Below are 19752 nucleotides of genomic sequence, written 5' to 3'. Positions count from 1 at the left end.
TGTCTACGAGCCGGCGTGCTCGGCCTCCCGCAGTCTGCGGCGCAGAAGGGCGCGGTCCGGCGCGGTGCCCGCCAGGGCGAGCGCCTCGCGATAGGCAGCGGCGGCCTCGGCGTGGCGGCCGAGCCGGTGCAGCAGGTCGGCCCGCGCCGCCGGGTAGGGGTGGTGGCCGCGCAGCAGCGGCTCCCCGGCCAGCTCGTCGAGCAGCGCCAGCCCGGCCCGGGGCCCGTCGCGCATCGCCACGGCGGCCGCCCGGTTCAGCGCCACCACCGGCGACGGCGTGAGCGCGAGCAGCACGTCGTACAGCGCCACGATCTGCGCCCAGTCGGTGGCGGCGACGTCGGCCGCCTCGTCGTGCAGGGCGGCGATGGCGGCCTGCACCCCGTACGGCCCCGGCGGGCCGCCGGTCAGCGCCACCGTCGCCAGGGCCGCCCCCTCCTCGATCATCGGCCGGTCCCAGCGCCCCCGGTCCTGCTCCTCCAGCAGCACCGGCTCCCCGCCGGGCCCGGTGCGCGCGTCCCGCCGGGCGTGGACCAGCAGCATCAGGGCGAGCAGCCCGGCGACCTCCCGCTCGGCGGGCAGCAGCCGGCGCAGGATCCGGGCCAGCCGGATGGCCTCCTCGGCCAGGTCGAGCCGTTGCAGGAGCGGCCCCTCGCTGGCCGCGTAGCCCTCGGTGAAGATCGAGTAGATCACCTGGAGGACGCCGGGCAACCGCTGCGGCAGCTCGTCCACGTCCGGCGCCCGGAACGGGATGCGCGCCTCGCGGATCTTCTTCTTGGCCCGGGTGATGCGCTTGGCCATCGTCGGGGACGGCACCAGGAAGGCCCGCGCCACCTCGGACATGGTCAGCCCGGCCAGGCAGCGCAGCGTCAGCGCGGTCCGGTCCTCGGCGGCGAGCGCCGGGTGCGAGCAGGTGAAGAAGAGCTGCAGCCGCTCGTCGGGCAGGTCGTCGTCGAGCCCCGCGGCCGGGGCGGGCCCGGCCCGCTCGGCCTCGATCTGGAGGATGGCCAGCCGGGCCGCGTACGCCTGGTCGCGCCGCAGCCGGTCGACGGCCCGGCGCCGGGCGGTGGTCATCAGCCACGCGCCCGGCTTGGGCGGCACGCCGTCGACGGGCCAGCGCTCCAGCGCCGCCTCGATGGCCTCGGAGGTGACCTCCTCGGCCAGGTCGAGGTCGCCGAAGCGCCGGGCGAGCGCCGCCAGCAGCCGGCCGCGCTCCTCCCGGAACACCGCCTCCACCGACGCCACCGGCCCCAGCCCGCCCCCGCCAGGTCCGGCCGGGGAGCCGGTGTCCGCGCTCATGGGAGTCAGACCCCGAAGTCGGCGACCGGCCGGACCACCACGGAGCCGTCGCGCGCCCCCGGGCAGCGGGCCGCCCAGTCGAGGGCGGCGTCGAGGTCGGGCACGTCGATGACGTAGAAGCCGCCCAGCAGCTCCCGGGTCTCGGCGAACGGCCCGTCGGTCACGGTGCGCTCACCGTCGGCACCGACCCTGACGGTCGTGGCGGTGACCAGGTCGGCCAGCGACTCCCCGGAGACCCAGATCCCGGCGTCCCGCACCTCCTTGTCGTAGGCCATCCAGTCCTCGGGCGTGCAGCCGGGGGCCTGGCCGCTGTCGTCGGCGGTGTTGGCCATGATCAGCATCATGTACTTCATGTTCGGACTCCTCGATGTCCCGTCGTGTCAGGTGCGGCAGGACCGCCGCATGCCATAACCACGAACGGGACACCGCCAGAAGGACACCTACCCGGAAAAACTTTCCGGCTACGACAGATCCGCCTCCGCGAGCAGCAGAGGGACGGCGGCCGGGTCGCGGAGCAGCGCCGCCACGGCGAGGCGGTCGTTCCACTGGCCGGTGGCCCAGGCGAGGCCGCGGGCCAGCCCGTCGACGCCGGTGCAGTGGACGGTGCCCTCGAAGAAGCGCCACGTGCACTCCGCGCCGTCGACCAGCAGCTTCTCGTGCTCGACGTACGTCTCGGGCGCCGTCGGCAGCAGGGAGCGCACCTGCGGCGGCACCGGCCGCGTCTCTCCGGACGAGGTGACCTCGCCGGAGGTCAGCTCGCCGGCCAGCGGCAGGTCGAGCAGCTCCGACAGCGACTCGGCCAGGTCGTACGGGGCCAGCACCAGCGGGTGGCGGGTCACCAGCTGGAGCAGGTCGGGGGCCTCGACCACGACGACGTCCTCGGCGTCGGCCACCACGATGTCGCCGCCGAGCACCGCCCGCAGCCTCGGCGGCGGCGCCACCCGGGACGGCTCGACCCCCGCCAGCGCGACCCACAGCGCCCGCAACTGGGCCCGGTCGACCACGATGGACTCGTCGGCCATCAGGTCGAGCAGCTCCTCCGGGCCGCCGTGGGAGTCGAGCAGCTCGGCCAGCGTGGTGCGCACGCCGAGCATCGCCAGCGCGCCTTCGTCCAGCCCGGCGGGCGCGTCACCGTAGAGGCCCTGGAGCAGCGGGTCGGCGCCCGGCAGCCGCAGCTCGCGCGGCTTGCGCCCGCCGAGCACCGGGTGGCCCGCCAGCCACCACGCGGTGTAGGAGGGCACCTCGACGCCCTCGACGCGCAGCGGGTGGAGCGCCGCGCGCAGCGGCGGCCTGGTCAGCAGCGTCAGCGCGGCCGGCCAGTCGGCCACCAGCTCCAGGTCGCGCACGGCGGCGAACTCCGGCACCACCGGCGGCACGTCCAGCTCGGGGAGCAGGTCGAGGACGTGGTCGAGCCATTCGTCCTCGCCGTCCAGGTCGTGGTCGCAGTCGTCATGGTCGAGCAGCACGTCGGAGTCGTGCACGACGGCGAACCCGTCGAGCACCCCGGCGGCGGCCAGCACGCGCGGCCCGTAGGTCTCCTCCAGCTCCCCCGCGGCCACGCCGAGATGCGTGTCGGGCTCCAGCAGCCCGGCCAGCGCGCCGCCGGACAGCATCAGCTCACCGGCCGGGTAGAGCTCACCGTCGGCGCCGCGCAGCGCCAGCGCGCCCAGCCACGGCGCCTCGCCGGGAGCCAGCCCGGCGGCCTCGACCAGCGACAGCACGGCACGCGCCACCGGCTCCGGATCGGGGCTGTCGAGCGACTGGCCGACGGCGGCCTTGGTGAGCGGGTCTTCGAGAATGGTGCGCGGGCTCGCCTCGGCCGCGCCCAGCCGCAGCAGCACCGGGTGCGCGGCGTCGGGGTGCACGATCCGCAGCCCGAGCGGCGCCAGGTCCAGCCCCGCGTCGAGGCGTACGGAGCCGGGCTCCAGGATGAGCGTGCCGCGCGGGCCGCGCACCAGGCGGCCGTCGGTCAGCGGGACGGGCAGGGCGCCGAGCGACTCGGGGTCGTCGGCCGGCAGCACGTCGTAGAGGGAGCGCCACCACGACGGCTCCCTGCCCTCGACGGCCTCGCCCGACAGCAGGTCGACCACGTCGGCGAGCTCCACGCGGCGCACGCCGAGCGAGGCCATCGCCGGATGGCGGGCGGGCCAGCCGGCGGGCAGCAACCCTGGCACGAAGTCGGCGACGGCCGCCAGCAGCTCGCCGGACCCGGCGACCACGGCGGCCTCCTTGCCCGCGACCACCCAGCCGTCGGCGCCGGGCTCCTGCGCCGGGTGCTCGACCTGCCATTCGGCGTCGGGCTCGTAGACCTCGGCGTCGGCGAACGACGGCGTCTGCACGGCTGGCGCCGGGGCGGACAGCGCGGGCAGCAGCGGCGTGCCGGGCAGCCGCCGCAGCACGGCCCGCCGGATGCGGGCGTCGAGCTCGCCCTTGCCCATCAGCGCGGGCACCAGGTCGAGCAGCTTCGGGGTGCGCGGCAGCTCGCGCATCAGCCGGACGTAGGCGTCGGCGACCCGCTCGACCAGGAAGTCGGTCAGCGGCCCCGGCGCCACGTGACGCCGGTCGGTGGCCATCGGGAACGACGCGATGAGCAGCGCCGGCAGGTCGAGCGGCTCGTCGCTGGGCGTGGGCGCGTGCACGACCGGGGGCACCGTCGCGGGCGGCGCGGCGGGCTCGCCGCCGGCCGTGAGCGGCACCGCCCAGCGGACCGACCAGAACGGCCGGGCCCGCTCCTCGGTGGGACGGTCGGCGAACAGCTCGGCCACCTCGTCAGGGCCGAACTCACCGGAATCGGACACCACGTGCCAGCCGTCGGCCGACACCGTGCGGACCGTGCCGTCGAGGTCGATCTCGATGGCCGCCAGCGCCGGCATGCCGAGCGGGAGCGCCGGGCTCGTCTCCTCCAGCATGCGGCGCACCGCCACGGCCGACGCCTCGTCACGCAGCGGGAGCCGTACGAGCGTGTCGAAGCCCTCGGGGACGTCGAGCGGGTCGGCGGCGAACGGCAGGCGCAGCAGCGGCACGTGCCCGGAGCGCGAGGCGAGCTCGCCCGCGAGCTCCGGCACCGCGCCCACCAGCGCGGCCGTCTCGGCGCGCGACCAGCGGACGGCGCCCGTCCCACGCGAGCCGATGGCGGGCTCGTCGCAGACGGACACCACGGCGGCGAACCCGACGCCGAACCGACCGGCCGCGCCCGCCTCGTCACGCTTGCCGGAGACGCGCAGCGTCGACAGGCCCTCCACGCCGGTCGCGTCCAGCGGCGCGCCGGTGTTGGCGGCCGTCAGCACGCTGCCGCGCAACGTCAGCCGGAGCACCCCTGGCACGCCTGCCCGCAGCGCCGCGTCGGCGGCGTTCTGCGCCAGCTCCACGATCAGCCGGTCGCGGTAGCCGCCGAGGGCGAAGTCCTCCTCGGCGTTGGCGTCCTCGCGGAACCTGGCGGGCGAGGCCGTCCACGCGGCGAGCACGGCGGCTCGCATCCGGTCGGCGCCAAAGGTGTCGGTCATCGATCACGATCCCGGGGTAGAGAGTTGGGGGCCACCGTAGGCTAGCGGCCCGCGCCGACACTCCCCGCCAGAGACGATCAGGAGTGGCCGAGCTCCTCGGAGGCGGATTCGTCGACCGAGCCGGCCTCTTCCTCCATCAGGTCGTAGCCCAGGTCGTCGAGGATCGGCGTCGCCTGCTCCACCGGCGGCGGCATGACCGCGGCCTCGGAGTGGGCGCCGCAGCCGTGGTCGGCGGCCACCACCTTGCCGTCGTCGGGCGCGTACTCATTGGCGCAGACCCCGAACGTGCGCCGGAGCCCACCCGCGAGCGGCCAGTAGAAGCCGCAGGTGGAGCACTGCGCGGGCGCGGCGTGTGCGATCGGAGTGTGCGGCCCGTGCTCGCCCGAGTGCCAGCGCCTGGCCGCCCGGTCCTTGCCGACGGCCGAGAGCACACGGGCCCGGCCCAGGCCGTACTCGAAAATCATCTGGTGGTCGACGTCGTCGTCGGTCTCGGTGAAGCCCGGCTCCAGCCTGTCGTCGTCCTCCGCGGTCGGCAGCAGGTCGCCGACGCCGAGGTCACCGGGCCGCAGCCGCTCGCTCCACGGCAGCCACTCGGGCGCCAGCAGCGCGCCGGCGCCGGGCAGCAGGACGGCCTCGCTGACCGTGACCTTCTTCGCCCGCGAGGCGCGGGTGACGGTCACGGCCCAGCGCCAGCCCCGATAAGCGCGGTCGAGGCAGGCGAAGTAATGGGTGACGATCCGGTCGCCCTCGCTCTCGAAACCGAGGTGCTCGCCCGGCTCGCCCGGACGCGCCAGCTCCTCGGCCGCGGTGCGCGCCAGATCGACGGCGGCGACACAGGCCTGGTCGGGGGCGGAGACGCGGGTCCTGGCACGGGTCATCGGCCCGCCTCCGCCGAAAGGTGCTGTTCGCTCACACTTCATTCTCACCCATGCCCGGACCTCGCGGGGCCGACTGACGCGGATCCGGCCGCGAGTTCCGCACCCACCAGGACTCCGGGCGGGTGGGAGCCGGCCCTCCGGCCCGGATCCGGCCCACGAGTTCCACCGGGACCCCGAGCGGGTGGGAGGGGACCCTTGTGGAGGGGATCCGGCGCGGAGATCGCCAAGGAATCGGGTAAGACTGGTAGGCGTGGAGGGAGGCTGGGAGCGAGCACGGGAGATCTCGCGGCGCGTGGGGCGCGGCGTCGCCGGCGCGGGCCGTGCGACCGCGCGCGCCGCGAAGGCGACCGCGGGCGGCACCGCGCGAGCCGGCCGGGCCACCGCGGGCGGGGCGCGCAAGGTCGGCCGGGCCACCCGGCGGCTCACCCACGCCAACGGCGCCGACCGCACCGGCCTGGGCCGCCTGATCGAGCTCACCGCCGGGCACAGCGCGGGTGACACGCTCGTCACGGTCGCGCTGGCCAGCACCGTGTTCTTCGGGCTCCCGGTCGGCGAGGCGCGCGGGCCCGTCGCCCTCTACCTGGTCATCACGATGCTGCCGTTCGCGCTGCTGGCGCCGTTCGTGGGGCCGATCCTGGACCGCTTCAGGTCAGGCCGCCGCTACGTGATGGCCGGCACGCTGTTCGGCCGCGGGCTGCTGTGCTTCGCAATGGCGGCGGCGGTGGGCCCGCAGGACCTGCCGACGCTGTTCGCCGGGGCGCTGGGCGTGCTCGTGCTGTCGAAGGCCTACAACGTGTCCCGCGCGGCGATCATGCCGAGCGTGCTGCCCGCCGACATCACGCTCGTCTCGGCCAACGCGCGGGTGGCGCTGTTCTCGCTGGTGACGGCGGGCGTGATGGTGCCGGTCGGCGCGGGCCTGACCGCGTGGCTGGGCAGCGCCGCAATCCTGCGGGTGGCGATGGTCGCGTTCCTGGTGGCGGGGGTCTTCGCCGTACGGCTGCCGCGCCACGTGGATTCGCCGGACCTGGAGGAGGAGACGCCGGCGGAGGGCCGGGCGCCGCGCTGGCGGACGCTGTTCAACGTGGGCCCGGCGGTGGCCGAGGCCGTGTGGGCGAACGTGGCCATCCGGCTGTTCTCCGGGTTCCTGCTGTTCTTCCTGCTGTTCCTGGTGCAGGACGGCGGGGTGCCGTGGCTGGCGGAGCCCGACCCGTTCTTCGACGTGCCGAAGACGATCGCGGTGCTGGCTGCGGCGGCCGGGCTGGGCGGCCTGATCGGGGCGGTGGTGGCCAACTGGGCGCGCAACCACGCTCCCGGCGCGCTCGTGCTCGTCACGCTGGCGCTGACGGTGGTCACCATGATCGTGTCGGCGGTGTTCTTCGGCCTGTGGGCGGCGGTCGCGATCTCGCTGGTCACCGCGTTCGCCCAGGAGCTGGGCAAGCTGGCCCTCGACGCGATCGTGCAGCGGGAGATCGGCGAGGAGATGCGCTCGTCCACGTTCGGCGTGGTCGAGGCGATGCTGCAGCTCGCCTGGGTGTTCGGCGGGCTGGTGGGGCTGGTCCTGTCGCTGACCGAGAGCAGCACGGCGGGCCTGGTCACGCTGGCCGTGACGCTGACCGCCGTGCTCGGCTGGCTGGTGGTGACCCGGCGCCGCCGCGTCCGGGCCGCCAAGCGGGCGGTCCGGGTCCGGCATCCCGAGCCGGAGCCGCGGACCGAGCCGCTCGACAGGACCAAGCCGCTGACGAACCCGAACGGCTAGGCGTCCAGGTCGTCGGCGACCGCCCGCAACACCTGCGCGATCTTCTTGGCGTGGGCCGCCTCGGGATGCTTGCCACGCTGGTAGGAGGTGGACACGCCGTCGAGCAGCTTGATCAGGTCCTCGACGATGACCACCATCTCGTCCGGCTTCTTGCGCTTGCCCTTGGGCTTGGTCTTGGCCAGGGTCGGCGGCTGGTCGAGAATGCGCACCGAGAGCGCCTGCTGGCCGCGGCGGCCCTCGGCGACGCCGAACTCGACTTTCTGCCCCGGCTTGAGTGGCCCGGCATTGGCAGGAAGCGCGGAGGAATGCACGAAGACCTCACCGCCGTCGTCGCGGGTGAGGAAGCCGAAACCCTTGTCGGCGTCGTACCACTTGACCTTGCCACTCGGCACAGGAGGACCTCGTTCAAACAGTCGTGATAGGGATGGACGTAGGTTATGCCCCGTAGAGCGACGGGGCGACCGGGTAAATGCCGATGAATTACACGAGTTCGGCGTGCGGGCGCCATCCGGCGAACCAGGTGGCGAATTCCGTCAGGTCGCCCAGGGCGACATCGGCGCCGTGCTCGCGCAGCTCTCCCGCGCTGTAGGGGCCGGTCGCGACCGTGACGCTGAACGCGCCTCCGGCCCGCGCCGCCGCGATGTCCGCCACATGGTCACCAACATAAGCCGCCGCGCCGAACCTCGCGAGCGCCGTTCCCTTGGCCGCGCCGAAGACGGAACCGGCCACCTCGTCGACGTCCAGCCCGAGGTGCCGCACGGTGCTGGTGGCGTCGCGCTCGTTCTTGCCGGTCACCACGATGACGCGGCCGCCGCCCGCGCGCACGCTCTCGATCGCCTCGTGCGCCCCTTCCATCGCCACGTGCGAGGGCACGCCGACGTCCTTGTAGATCTCCCGGTAGAGGTCGGCCGCGGCCGGGATCTCCTCCGGCGGCAGCCAGTAGGCCAGCTCCTGTTCGAGCGGCGGGCCGAGCCGCGTGACGACCAGCGCGCTGTCGATCGGGACGCCGAGCCGCGAGGAGAGCTCGTCGTAGACCGCCGCGATCCCCGCTCGCGTATCAGCCAGTGTCATGTCCAGATCAAAACCCACCGATGTCGCCACATGTGAAGGATGCCAAAGAACGGGGTGATACGTGTAACGGCGGTTGTTGTGGGACCGTAGGAAAGGAATTACTTATCTGCCGGAGGTAGCGGGAAACAGATGGCCACGAGCACGCGTGAGCGGATCATCGACGAGTCGTTGCGGCTGTTCGCCGAGCGCGGCTACGCCGCCACGTCCGTCGCCGAGATCGAGGCCGCCGCCGGGCTCTCCCCCGGCGCGGGCGGCCTCTACCGGCACTTCAAGTCCAAGTACGAGGTGCTGGCCGCGGCGATCAACGAGCACGCGGCCAGGACGAGCACCCAGATCGCCGAGAGCCTGGCCGAGCTGAACGGCATGGAGTCCTCGGCCGGCCTGGAGGAGCGGCTGTCGCTGCTGTGCCGGGCCGGGCTGGCCAAGGTGCGCGAGGAGTCGGAGCTGACCCGGGTCTTCTTCCGCGACCTCAGCCAGTTCCCCGAGCTGGTGGCGGTGGTGCGGCAGGGGCTGTTGCAGCCGATGTTCGACGCGATCGTCAGCTGGTTCGAGACCCAGCCGGAGTATCGCGACGTCAAGCTCGACTGGGCGGGCATCGCCGCCGTCCTGGGCGGGTCGGTCGTGCAGTACCGGCTGTTCCAGGAGACGGTGGGCGAGACGCCGGGCCATGCCGAGAAGGACCAGTTCGTCGCGGCCTGGGTGCGGCTGGCGGCGGGCCTGACGCCCACCCCCGCGCCCGTCACCTGAGGCTCAGTCGCGGTCGAGCAGCCGGAGGAACAGCCAGCACACCCCCGCCCCGGCGCCGATCATGAACATGATCCCGCTGGTGTCGAAGAACTCCAGCACGAACGCCTCCAGCCCCGGCCGGTCGCCGACCCGCAGGCCGCCCACGACCACGCCGCCCGCCGTGTAGCCGAGCACCGGCGCCCCGGCGCCGATCAGCCGGTCGCGCAGCGTCCAGGTCTCGCTGGACATCACCAGCGCCACCGCCACCCCCCAGGCGATCGCCGGCGGCCGGAAGATCGCGACGGCCGGCAGGCCGAACGGCACCAGCAGCGCGGCCACCACCAGGACCACCAGGGCGGCGGCCTCGCGCGGATGGTCCTTGACCACGGTCCTGGCCACGGTACTGGCTGCGGTCCTGGCGACGCGCCGGTGGTGCGCCACGCCCGGCGGCACGGCGTCGTCCACGACCCTGGGGAGGGCCGCCGTCGTGCCCGACCGCGCGGCTCCCGTACCCGCTCCAGGCGGAGGCGGAGGAGGCGGCGGCGAGGCCGGGGACGGCGCGGAGGCGTCCGCCAGGCGGCGCGCCTCGCGCTCCACCAGCGCCGCCGGATCGCCGAACCGGGCCAGCACCCTGGCCACGTCACGGGCGTTCTGGCTGCCGCCGCGCTCCTCCTCGATGCGGGCGCGCAGCCGCCTGGTGAAGTCGAGCCGCTGCTCCGGCCTCAGCACGCCGTACGCCGCGTCAGCGGCCTTGCTGACGTAGTTGAGTATGAGCTGGTCCGCTCGCTCCATCACGCCAAGCAATGCTGCCTCAACGAGCAGGGACATACCATGGCAACGATGGAGTTCACGGAGTGGATCAGGGGGCGTTCCGACGAGGAGCTGCGGGCGCTGGTGTCAGCGCGCCCCGAGCTGATCACCCCGGTGCCGGCCCACCTGGAGGGCCTGGCCTCCCGGGCGGGCAGCCCGTCGGCGATCGCCAGGGTGCTCGACCGGCTCGACCGGTTCCGCCTCGCCGTCGTCGAGACGCTCGCCGTACAACCGGGCCCGATCAGGAAGACGGCGCTGCGCGAGCTGATCGGCGGCGCGCTGGCGGCGGGCAAGCCCGAGCCCGCGCTGACCGCCGCCCTCGACCACCTGCGCGGCCTGGCACTCGTGTACGGGCCCGACTCGGCGCTCGACCTGGCCCCGGGCGTGCGCAAGGCGCTCGACGACCCGGCCGGGCTGGGTCCGACGGCCGAGGCGGCGTTCCGGCACCATCCGCCGGAGCAGCTCGACGAGATGGCCGACGACATCGCGCCCGGCACCGAGGGGGCGGGCCGCGAGCGGCTGGCCGCCGCGCTGGCCAAGCCCGCCGCCCTGGTCGAGGCCGTCTCGCCGGAGGCCAGGGCCGCGCTCGACCAGCTCGCCTGGGGGCCGCCGACCGGCCGGGTGCCCAACGCCAGGCGCGAGGTGCGCATCGGCTCGGCCCGATCGCCCATCGAGCAGTTGCTGGCGCGCGGCCTGCTCGCGGCGACCGGCGAGGAGAGCGTGGTCCTGCCCCGCGAGGTGGGCCTCTACCTGCGCGGCGGGCGCGTGCACCGCGACCTGCTGGCCGTGCCGCCCGCGCTCGACGGCGCCGCCCGTGACCCGAAGCTGAGCGACGGCACCGCGGCCGGGCAGGCGTTCATGTTCGTCCGGGCGGTCGAGGAGCTGTGCGAGCGGTGGAGCATCGACCCGCCGGGCGTGCTGCGCACCGGCGGCCTCGGCGTGCGTGACATGAAGCGCACCGCCACCGAGCTCGACCTGCCCGAGTGGGCGGCGGCGCTGGTCGTGGAGGTCGCCCACGCGGCCGGGCTGGTCGCGGCGGGCGGCAACGTCGACGGCGAGTGGCTGCCCACGCCCGGCTACGACCTGTGGCGGGTCAGGGGCACCGCCGAGCGGTGGGTGACGCTGGCCTCGACCTGGCTGCACATGGACCGGGTGCCCGGCCTCGTCGGCGAGCGCGACGACCGGGACCGGCCGCTCAACGCCCTGCACACCGATCTGCGCCGCTCGTCGGCCCCGGCCGTACGGGCCGCCACGCTCGGCGTGCTCGCCGCCGCGCCCGGCCTGGCGCCCTCACGCGACTCCGTGCTCGAACGCCTCGCCTGGGAGCAGCCGCGCCGCCGGGGGCCGCTGCGCGAGCAGCTCACCGAGTTCGCGCTGCGCGAGGCCGAGCAGCTCGGGCTGACCGGGCTGGGCGCGCTGTCCGGCCACGGCCGGGCCCTGCTCACCGGCGACGACCCCGCCTCGGCGCTGGCCCCGCTGCTGCCCGAGCCGGTCGACCACGTGCTGCTCCAGGCCGACCTCACCGCCGTCGCCCCCGGCCCGCTCACCAGCGAGCTCAACCGGTGGATGACGCTCGCCGCCGACGTCGAGTCCAAGGGCGGCGCGACGGTCTACCGGTTCGCCGAGAGCTCCATCCGGCGGGCCCTGGACGCCGGGCAGGCGGCCGAGGATCTGCTGGCCATGCTCGAACGCCACTCCGCCACCCCGGTCCCGCAGGCGCTGTCCTACCTGGTGACCGACGTGGCCCGGCGGCACGGGCGGATGCGGGTCGGCACGGCCAGCGCGTACGTCCGCTGCGACGACCCGGCGCTGCTCGACCAGCTCACCGCCGACCGCCGCTCGGCCGCCCTGCGGCTGCGCCGCCTGGCGCCCACCGTGATCGCCTCCCGCTCGTCGCGGGCGGCCCTGGTCGACTCGCTGCGCGCCATGGGGTACGCGCCGGTCCCCGAGTCGCTCGACGGCGACGTGATCATCACCCAGCTCGACAGCCGGCGCACCGAGGGCGGCCCGCCCGTCCGCCCGCTGAGCTCACCCAACGGCCTCGACCCCGAGGTGGCGGTGGCGGCCGTCCGCGCCCTGCGCGCCGGTGACGCGGCCCACCTGGCGCGCCGCGAGCCCGTCGACTCCCCCGGCGGCCAGCTCCCCCGCACCCCGGCCACGGCGACGATCTCCGCCCTCCAGGACGCGATCCGGCAGGGCGTGCGGGTGTGGATCGGCTACCTCGACTCCCAGGGCAACGCGACCTCCCGCATCCTGGAGCCGGCGCGCATGGAGGGCGGCTATCTGACCGCCTACGACGAGACGAGGGCGGCGGTGCACCGGTTCGCGCTGCACCGGATCACCGGGGTCTCGGGGATCTGACGCCGGCCGGCCCGGCGGGGACGAGCTCGGCGATCGGGGTGTCCAGGCGGGTCACCTGGGTCGCGAGCGCGACGACGGCGGCCGGTGAGGTGAGGGTGGCGGCGTGGTCACGGCCCGCCGCGAGGTCGGCCGCGCACCGGTGCGGCGGCGTGCCGAAGGTCGCCAGGCAGAGGTCGAAGAGGTCGCCTCCCGGCGGCGGCGCCCAGGGATGCTGCAGGTCGGTGGGGTGCGTGTGGGTGACGACGAGATACGCGCCGATCTCGGCCAGGGCGCGGGCCAGCGGGGTGAGCGGCTGCCCGGCGTGCGGCCAGTCGGGCAGCAGGTAGGCGCGGCCGGGGTCGAACGGCATCCGCGCGAGCAGGTCGGGCACGGTCGTGCCGGGCGACAGGATGGTGATGCTGCCCTCGGCCAGCGGCATCCGCGACAGCAGGGCGATGGCGCCCAGCCGCCTGCCGGTCGACTCTGGGCCGACGAGCGCCAGCAGGTGGCGTTCGGCCAGGCGGCGCACCGCGGGCGGGAAGCAGGCGGGCTCCAGGTAGGTGCGCAGCAGGTGCGCCACGTCGCAGGGCGTCAGCCGGGCGGCCGTCAGGTCCGTGAGCGGCGGGAATCCGTCGGCGAGCGTCGTTTCGCCCTGGCGGGGTTCGGTGTCGTTCGTCACTGGACACCTCTGGAACTTTCACGGAAAGTCGCGACCGGTGCGGCGGTGTAATTTTCCTTCGTCAGTAATCGCGGGCCAACGGATTGTTCCGGTTTCCCGTCGGAGGGGCGTGACCAGGCACCTTCGGCGGCGGATGGGTGCTGGACCATGTCGATCATGCTCTCCCTTGCTCGGGACAGTCAGAGTTTGACAAGTACGGAGTTGCCTACCTGCGCCACATTATCCCCATAAGTCACCTCAAAAGTGGATCGGGCCCCCACTGGGCACAGGAATCACGCCAGAGGCGGATTTATGCCTATTTAAGGGCAGGCGGACCGCACTCCACAATGACCAGTCAGGAAAGCCGTCCGGTCGATGCGGACAGGGTTGACTCCATGCCGAGGCGCGCAGCAAGTTGGGACCTGTGACCGAGCAAACGCTGGGCCGGTTGGCCGAAGAGTCCTGGAACCGGTTCGAGGACTACGACTCGCTGTTCTACGAGGGGAACTGGCACCGCAGCCACAGCCTGGCCGAGCGGGCCAGGAAGGTCTGCGGCGGCTTCGTGGCGGCCGGGATCCGGCCCGGTGACCGGGTCGTCGTCATGATGGCCACCTCGCCCGACGTGCCCGTCGTCTGCCAGGCGCTGTGGGCCGCCGGGGCGGTGGTGACGCCGGTCGTGTTCCTCGTCGGAGCCGTCGAGCTGCGCCACATCGTGCGCGACAGCGGCGCCCGCGCGATCGTCACCTCCCCCGAGCTCCTGCCCACCGTCGAGGCCGCCGAGGTGGACGTGCCCATCCATGTCGGCACCGCCGAGCTCGAACGCGCGACCGAGCACGGGCCGGTACGGCGCGACCCCGGCGACCTCGCCGCGCTCATGTACACGGGCGGCACCACCGGCCGGGCCAAGGGCGTGATGCTCAGCCACGCGGGCCTGTGGCAGGTGGCCAAGGCTTCCTACGACATGTCACACCAGCCCGGGATCAACCGCGCCATCGTCCCCGTCCCGCTCTCCCACGCCTACGGGCTGATCGTCACCGTCGCCGGGATGCACGCCACCGAGCCGGCCCAGGCCGTGCTCATGCGCTGGTTCGACCCCGGGCTGTTCCTGCGGCTGGCCGCCGAGGAGCGCGTGCAGTACGGCACCGTGGTGCCCGCCATGCTGCGGATGCTGCTGGCCGAGCCGCTGGAGGAGCACCCGCTGCCCGACCTGGCCTTCCTCACCTGCGGCGCGGCGCCGCTCGGCCGCGAGACGCTGGCGGAGTTCGAGCGCCGGATGCCCGGCGTGCGCGTCCTGGAGGGCTACGGGCTGACCGAGACCAGCGCGGTCACCACGTTCAACCCGCCGGACCGGCCCAAGGCCGGCAGCGTCGGGCTGCCCCTGCCCGGCTACACGATCACGATCCGCGACACGGACGGCGAGGCCGTCGAGCCCGGCGACGTGGGCGAGATCTGCGTGGCCGGCGAGGCGCTGATGCTCGGCTACTGGGGCGAGCACGAGCCCGACCCCGACGGCACCGCGCTGGCCGGGGGCGAGCTGCGCACCGGCGACCTCGGCTGCGTGGACGACGACGGCTACCTGTACGTGGTCGACCGGAAGAAGGACCTGATCATCCGGGGCGGCTTCAACGTCTTCCCGCGCGACGTCGAGGACGCCCTGAACGCCCACCCCGACGTGGTCATGTCCGGCGTCGTCGGCCGGCCGGACCCGCGCCACGGCGAGGAGGTCGTGGCCTTCGTCCAGCTCGGGCCGGGTGCGACGGCGACCGCCGACGAGCTGATCACCTGGGCCCGCGACCGGGTCGGCCGGGTCAAGTATCCGCGCGAGATCACGTTCGTCGATGCCATCCCCGTCACCAGCGTGCTCAAGCTGGACCGCAAGGCCCTGAGGGCCCGCATTCGGGCAGGGCACCTGACCAATCCGTGATAAATGTTGACCGGACAGGAGGTGGCATGAGCCAGCAGGATCAGCCCGGCGGCTATCCGTACCAGCCCTACGGCGCAGACTACGGCTCGCAGCCACCTCCCGAATACGGCTATGGCTACGGCTACGGCTATCCGCCGCCGCCTCCGCGCAACCAGCCCAGCGCCAACGCGATCGTCTCCCTCGTCCTCAACCTGCTGGCCGTGGTGAGCTGCTGCAACCTGCTCGGCATCCCCGGCGCGATCCTGGCCGGCCTGTCGATGCGGGCCTCGGCCTCCCCCGAGTCCGCCCGGTCCATGGTCGTGTGGAGCTGGGTGCTGTTCGGGGCCGGGTTCGTGCTGACCGTCGGCCTGTTCGTCTTCCTCGGCGTCAACGGCTATCTAGAGGACGACTAGCCAGTCCGGGGACTGTATTGGCCTTCGCGCGTGTTGGATAGGCGTCAACCGTAGAAGGGATGCTGGTGAACGACGGCCCGCTCATCGTCCAGTCCGACAAGACGCTGCTGCTCGAAGTCGACCACGAGAAGGCCGACGCGTGCCGGAAGGCCATCGCGCCGTTCGCCGAGCTCGAACGGGCGCCCGAGCACGTCCACACCTACCGCGTGACGCCGCTGGCGCTGTGGAACGCGCGTGCCGCCGGGCACGACGCCGAGCAGGTCATCGACGCGCTGATCAGCCACAGCCGCTACCCGGTGCCGCACGCCCTGCTGGTCGACATCGCCGAGACCATGGCCCGCTACGGCCGGCTGCGCCTGGAGAAGGACCCGGTCAACGGCCTGGTGCTGACCTCGACCGACCGGGCCGTGCTCGAAGAGGTGCTGCGCTCGAAGAAGATCCAGCCGATGCTGGGCGAGCGGCTGGGCGGCGACTCGGTCGTCGTGCACCCGAGCGACCGGGGCAACGTCAAGCAGGCGCTGCTCAAGCTGGGCTGGCCGGCCGAGGACCTGGCCGGTTACGTCGACGGCGAGCACCACACGATCAAGCTCGCGCAGGACGGCTGGTCGCTGCGCCCCTACCAGCAGGAGGCGGCCGACGCGTTCTGGCACGGCGGCTCCGGCGTGGTCGTGCTGCCGTGCGGCGCGGGCAAGACGATCGTCGGCGCGGCCGCGATGGCCCACGCCCAGGCGACGACGCTCATCCTGGTCACCAACACGGTCAGCGCCCACCAGTGGAAGCAGGAGCTGCTCAAGCGCACCTCGCTGACCGAGGACGAGATCGGCGAATACTCCGGCTCGAAGAAGGAGATCCGCCCGGTCACGATCGCCACCTACCAGGTGATGACGACCCGGCGCAAAGGCGTCTACAGCCACCTGGAGCTGTTCGACGCGCGCGACTGGGGGCTGATCGTCTACGACGAGGTGCACCTGCTGCCCGCGCCGATCTTCCGGATGACCGCCGACCTGCAGGCCCGCCGCCGCGTCGGCCTGACGGCGACGCTGGTGCGCGAGGACGGCCGCGAGGGCGACGTGTTCTCGCTGATCGGCCCCAAGCGCTACGACGCGCCCTGGAAGGAGATGGAGAACCAGGGCTGGATCGCCCCGGCCGACTGCGTCGAGGTTCGGGTCACGCTGAGCGACGAGGAGCGGCTGGCGTACGCGATGGCCGAGGCGGAGGAGCGCTACCGGTTCTGCGCGACGACGCCGTCCAAGACGCACGTGACGGAGGCGCTGGTCCGGCGGCACCTGGGCGAGCAGGTGCTGGTCATCGGCCAGTACATCGACCAGCTCGACGAGCTGGGCGAGCACCTGAACGCGCCGGTCATCAAGGGCGAGACGCGGATCAAGGAGCGCGAACGGCTCTACCAGGCGTTCCGCGACAAGGAGATCCAGGTCCTGGTGGTGTCGAAGGTGGCCAACTTCTCCATCGACCTGCCGGAGGCGGCGGTGGCCATCCAGGTGTCGGGCACGTTCGGGTCGCGCCAGGAGGAGGCGCAGCGGCTCGGGCGGGTGCTGCGGCCCAAGTCCGACGGGGGCGGCGCGCGCTTCTACACGGTGGTGAGCCGTGACACGGTCGACCAGGAGTTCGCGGCACATCGTCAGCGGTTCCTGGCCGAGCAGGGATACGCGTACCAGATCATCGACGCCGACGACGTGCTGGGCGGGGTGTGAGCCCGGCCGCTCCGTAAGAGCGGCCAGGCCAGGTCTAGTGCCTCACGTCCACGAGACTCCGCGGGCCGTCGACAATCGAACCACCCCCCTCACTGCGTCCTCTCATCGGCGCTGCCAGTCCGGCAGCGACATACCCTGATGATCCGACAAACGCACCTGGTATGCCCGGATTTTTCGGTATTTCCCAGCTTCGTTACAGCTAGGTGCGGAGCAACAGGCCGCCGAGGAACAGCACTCCTTCGGCCGCGATCCACGCCGCGGCCCCCGCGCCCATCAGCCTGCCGAACAGCCGCGGGTCGCGCCGGGCCGCTCCGGCCAGCCAGGCCGCCAGCGTGCAGCCCGCGGCGGCGACGGCGAACAGCCCCGACACCGCGGACACCCCGGCGAGCCGGCGCGAGCAGTCGGCGGCGAGCTCGGTCCCCGAGCAGAACGCCTGCAGCCCCCAGCCCGCGAACACCGACAGCCCCCACAGCGCCGCCAGTAGGAAGCTCGCGACGGTGGGAATGATCGGCGAGATGCCGAGCCGGACGCGCGCCACGCCGGTTTCCTACCCCCTCGCGCGCCCGGCTAAATGCTTTTGAGGCCCACCGGCACGGCCACTAAACTGGCGGATTCGCTGCCTGTTACCACCACCTCCGACCACCACCGGGAGGCGCTTTCGCATGCCCACAGACCAACTGGCCCCCGACATACCCTCCGACGTGCTCGCGGCCGAGCAGGCCCACCTGGCCGAGTCCCGCGCCGCGCTGAAGGCCATGCGCGCCCACGCGCAGTCGCTGTCGGCCGACGCCGCCGGCGACTGGGTGTCGCAGCAGATCCTCCAGTCGCTGCTCGACCAGCGGGTCGCCGCGCTGGCCGACCACCCCGACACGCCGCTGTTCTTCGGCCGCCTCGACCGGGGCGCCGACGACGACCTGCCGCCCACCATCTACGTCGGCCGCCGCCACGTCCACGACGGCGGCAGCCGGCCCCTGGTGATCGACTGGCGGGCCCCGGTGTCGCGGGCCTTCTACCAGGCGAGCCCGGCCGACCCGATGGGCGTCGTGCTGCGGCGCCGCTTCGGCTATCACGGCGGGGCGCTGACCGCGTTCGAGGACGAGCCGCTCGGCCAGGGCGGCGACATCGGCCCCTCCAGGATCCTCACCGAGGAGATCGAACGCCCCCGCACCGGCCCGATGCGCGACATCGTGGCCACCATCCAGCCCGACCAGGACGAGATCGTCCGCGCCGCGCTCGCCCAGACCGTGTGCGTGCAGGGCGCCCCCGGCACCGGGAAGACCGCGGTCGGCCTGCACCGGGCCGCCTACCTGCTGTTCACCCACCGCGAGCGGCTCGCCAGGTCCGGTGTGATGATCGTCGGGCCGAACCGCGCCTTCCTGTCCTACATCTCCTCCGTGCTCCCCGCTCTCGGCGAGGTCAAGGTCGACCAGACGACGGTGGCCGGGCTGCTCGGCGAGCACGCCGCCGCCGAGGACCCCCTGGTCGCCGCCGTCAAGGGCGACGCCCGCATGGCCGCCGTCCTCGAACGCGCCCTGTGGCTGCACATCGTCAAGCCCGAAGAGGGCCTGGTGTTCACCAAGGGCGCCTACCGGCACCGGGTGGCCGACTACGAGGTGCGCGAGATCGTCGCCTCGCTGCGCGGCACCACCCGCTACGGTCCCGGCCGGGCGGCGCTGGCCCAGCGGCTGGCGCACCTGGTGCTCGTACGGATGGAGCAGCGCGGCGAGTCGCCCGACGACCGGGTGCAGGACGCGGTGGCCCGCTCGAAGCCGGTCAAGCAGCTCGTCGACGCGGTGTGGCCGAAGCTGACGCCGGAGCAGGTGCTGTATCGGCTGCTGTCGGACGCGGAGTTCCTCGCCAAGGCCGCCAAATCCGATTTGTCGCCTGACGAGCAGCAAATGATCCTTTGGCGGAAACCGTACCGGAGCTGGAAGTCCGCGAAATGGTCGGCGGCGGACGCCGCGCTCCTCGACGAGCTCGCCGACCTCGTCGAACGCACGCCCTCCCTCGGCCACCTGGTGGTCGACGAGGCCCAGGACCTGTCGCAGATGCAGCTCCGCGCGCTCGGCCGGCGCTGCCGCAACGGCTCCGCCACCGTGCTCGGCGACCTCGCCCAGGGCACCACCCCGTGGTCCACCAGCTCCTGGGAGGACGTGCTGCGCCACCTCGGCCAGGACACCGGCGAGGTCACCGAGCTGACGCTCGGCTTCCGCGTGCCGCGCGAGGTCCTCGACTACGCCGCCCGCCTGCTCCCCTCCATCGCCCCCGGCCTGGCCGCCCCCCGCTCCCTGCGCCCCGGCGCCGGCTCACTCTCGGTACGGCCCGGCGGCGAGCTCCGCCAGGCCGTGACCGAAACCCTGGCCAAGGAGGGCTCGATCGGCGTCATCGTCCCCGACGCGCAGGTGGCGTCCGCGTCCGCCGCGCTCGACGGCGTCGCCCACGCCGTCCTCGACCCCGACGCGGCCGACGAGCACCGCCTGCTGATCGTCCCGGCGACCCTGGCCAAGGGCCTGGAGTACGACCACGTGATCGTGGTCGAGCCCGCCGACATCGTCGACGCCGAGCCCCGCGGGCTCGCCCGCCTGTACGTGGTGCTCACCCGTGCCGTGACGTCCCTGACCGTCCTGCACGCCAAACCCCTGCCCGCCCAGCTCACCGGCTGACACGGCGCGCGGGGCAGTGGCAG

At 73.6% G+C, this 19752-nt stretch carries 16 protein-coding genes; 7 read left to right on the top strand and 9 right to left on the bottom strand.

The annotated features are described in order from the left end of the window. Positions 1-3 precede the first annotated feature (3 nt). The 4 genes from ACWDXC_RS35860 to ACWDXC_RS35845 form a co-directional block, all read right to left on the bottom strand. A complete protein-coding gene (locus ACWDXC_RS35860) occupies positions 4-1296 on the bottom strand; it encodes an RNA polymerase sigma factor (protein ID WP_364180581.1) in 1293 nt (430 codons plus the stop codon). 5 nt (positions 1297-1301) lie between these two features. Continuing rightward, positions 1302-1649, bottom strand: a complete 348-nt coding sequence (locus tag ACWDXC_RS35855; protein ID WP_219506287.1) for a YciI family protein — start codon at positions 1647-1649, stop codon at positions 1302-1304. Between the two features lie 108 nt (positions 1650-1757). After that, a complete protein-coding gene (locus tag ACWDXC_RS35850) occupies positions 1758-4799 on the bottom strand; it encodes a sacsin N-terminal ATP-binding-like domain-containing protein (protein WP_449989711.1) in 3042 nt (1013 codons plus the stop codon). 77 nt (positions 4800-4876) lie between these two features. After that, positions 4877-5677 carry a DUF3027 domain-containing protein gene (locus ACWDXC_RS35845; RefSeq protein ID WP_364180577.1) on the bottom strand — a complete coding sequence of 267 codons (801 nt, stop codon included), beginning with the start codon at positions 5675-5677 and terminating at the stop codon, positions 4877-4879. A 250-nt stretch (positions 5678-5927) separates the two neighbouring features. Here ACWDXC_RS35845 and ACWDXC_RS35840 point away from each other — a divergent pair, with 250 nt between their 5' ends. Beyond that, positions 5928-7433 (top strand): MFS transporter, encoded by a 1506-nt coding sequence (locus ACWDXC_RS35840; RefSeq protein ID WP_219506281.1) that lies wholly within the window; start codon positions 5928-5930, stop codon positions 7431-7433. Here ACWDXC_RS35840 and ACWDXC_RS35835 read toward each other — a convergent pair. Continuing rightward, positions 7430-7825, bottom strand: a complete 396-nt coding sequence (locus tag ACWDXC_RS35835) for a cold-shock protein (RefSeq protein ID WP_219506279.1) — start codon at positions 7823-7825, stop codon at positions 7430-7432. The genes ACWDXC_RS35840 and ACWDXC_RS35835 overlap by 4 nt on opposite strands. Before the next feature lie 88 nt (positions 7826-7913). After that, positions 7914-8522, bottom strand: a complete 609-nt coding sequence (locus tag ACWDXC_RS35830; RefSeq protein WP_449989976.1) for an HAD family hydrolase — start codon at positions 8520-8522, stop codon at positions 7914-7916. A 111-nt stretch (positions 8523-8633) separates the two neighbouring features. Here ACWDXC_RS35830 and ACWDXC_RS35825 point away from each other — a divergent pair, with 111 nt between their 5' ends. After that, complete coding sequence (locus ACWDXC_RS35825; RefSeq protein ID WP_449989707.1) at positions 8634-9251, top strand: TetR/AcrR family transcriptional regulator; 618 nt, start codon at positions 8634-8636, stop codon at positions 9249-9251. Between the two features lie 3 nt (positions 9252-9254). On the opposite strand, the gene ACWDXC_RS35820 is transcribed toward ACWDXC_RS35825, so the two are convergent. Next, positions 9255-10025 (bottom strand): hypothetical protein, encoded by a 771-nt coding sequence (locus ACWDXC_RS35820; RefSeq protein WP_449989704.1) that lies wholly within the window; start codon positions 10023-10025, stop codon positions 9255-9257. A 45-nt stretch (positions 10026-10070) separates the two neighbouring features. Between ACWDXC_RS35820 and ACWDXC_RS35815 the strand changes: the two genes are divergently transcribed. Beyond that, a complete protein-coding gene (locus tag ACWDXC_RS35815; protein ID WP_449989702.1) occupies positions 10071-12401 on the top strand; it encodes a helicase-associated domain-containing protein in 2331 nt (776 codons plus the stop codon). On the opposite strand, the gene ACWDXC_RS35810 is transcribed toward ACWDXC_RS35815, so the two are convergent. Continuing rightward, positions 12379-13059, bottom strand: a complete 681-nt coding sequence (locus ACWDXC_RS35810) for a hypothetical protein (RefSeq protein WP_449989700.1) — start codon at positions 13057-13059, stop codon at positions 12379-12381. The genes ACWDXC_RS35815 and ACWDXC_RS35810 overlap by 23 nt on opposite strands. Before the next feature lie 403 nt (positions 13060-13462). On the opposite strand from ACWDXC_RS35810, the gene ACWDXC_RS35805 reads away from it, so the two are divergent. The 3 genes from ACWDXC_RS35805 to ACWDXC_RS35795 are packed head-to-tail and all read left to right on the top strand — an operon-like array spanning position 13463 to position 17066. Further along, positions 13463-14962, top strand: a complete 1500-nt coding sequence (locus ACWDXC_RS35805) for a class I adenylate-forming enzyme family protein (protein WP_449989697.1) — start codon at positions 13463-13465, stop codon at positions 14960-14962. Between the two features lie 26 nt (positions 14963-14988). After that, complete coding sequence (locus ACWDXC_RS35800) at positions 14989-15354, top strand: hypothetical protein (protein WP_219506267.1); 366 nt, start codon at positions 14989-14991, stop codon at positions 15352-15354. Positions 15355-15413: 59 nt separating this feature from the next. Further along, positions 15414-17066 carry a DNA repair helicase XPB gene (locus ACWDXC_RS35795; RefSeq protein WP_219506264.1) on the top strand — a complete coding sequence of 551 codons (1653 nt, stop codon included), beginning with the start codon at positions 15414-15416 and terminating at the stop codon, positions 17064-17066. A 199-nt stretch (positions 17067-17265) separates the two neighbouring features. Here the strand turns inward: ACWDXC_RS35795 and ACWDXC_RS35790 are convergent, their stop codons facing one another. Beyond that, positions 17266-17604, bottom strand: coding sequence for a hypothetical protein (locus ACWDXC_RS35790; protein ID WP_219506262.1), 339 nt, complete (start codon positions 17602-17604; stop codon positions 17266-17268). A 124-nt stretch (positions 17605-17728) separates the two neighbouring features. Here ACWDXC_RS35790 and ACWDXC_RS35785 point away from each other — a divergent pair, with 124 nt between their 5' ends. Then, positions 17729-19729, top strand: coding sequence for a HelD family protein (locus ACWDXC_RS35785; protein ID WP_357591479.1), 2001 nt, complete (start codon positions 17729-17731; stop codon positions 19727-19729). The last annotated feature ends 23 nt before the right edge of the window (positions 19730-19752 follow it).

This window comes from Nonomuraea sp. NPDC003214 (genome assembly GCF_053590035.1).
The sequence above is the reverse complement of the archived record's forward strand: the minus strand, read 5'-3'. Positions and strand labels throughout refer to the sequence as shown.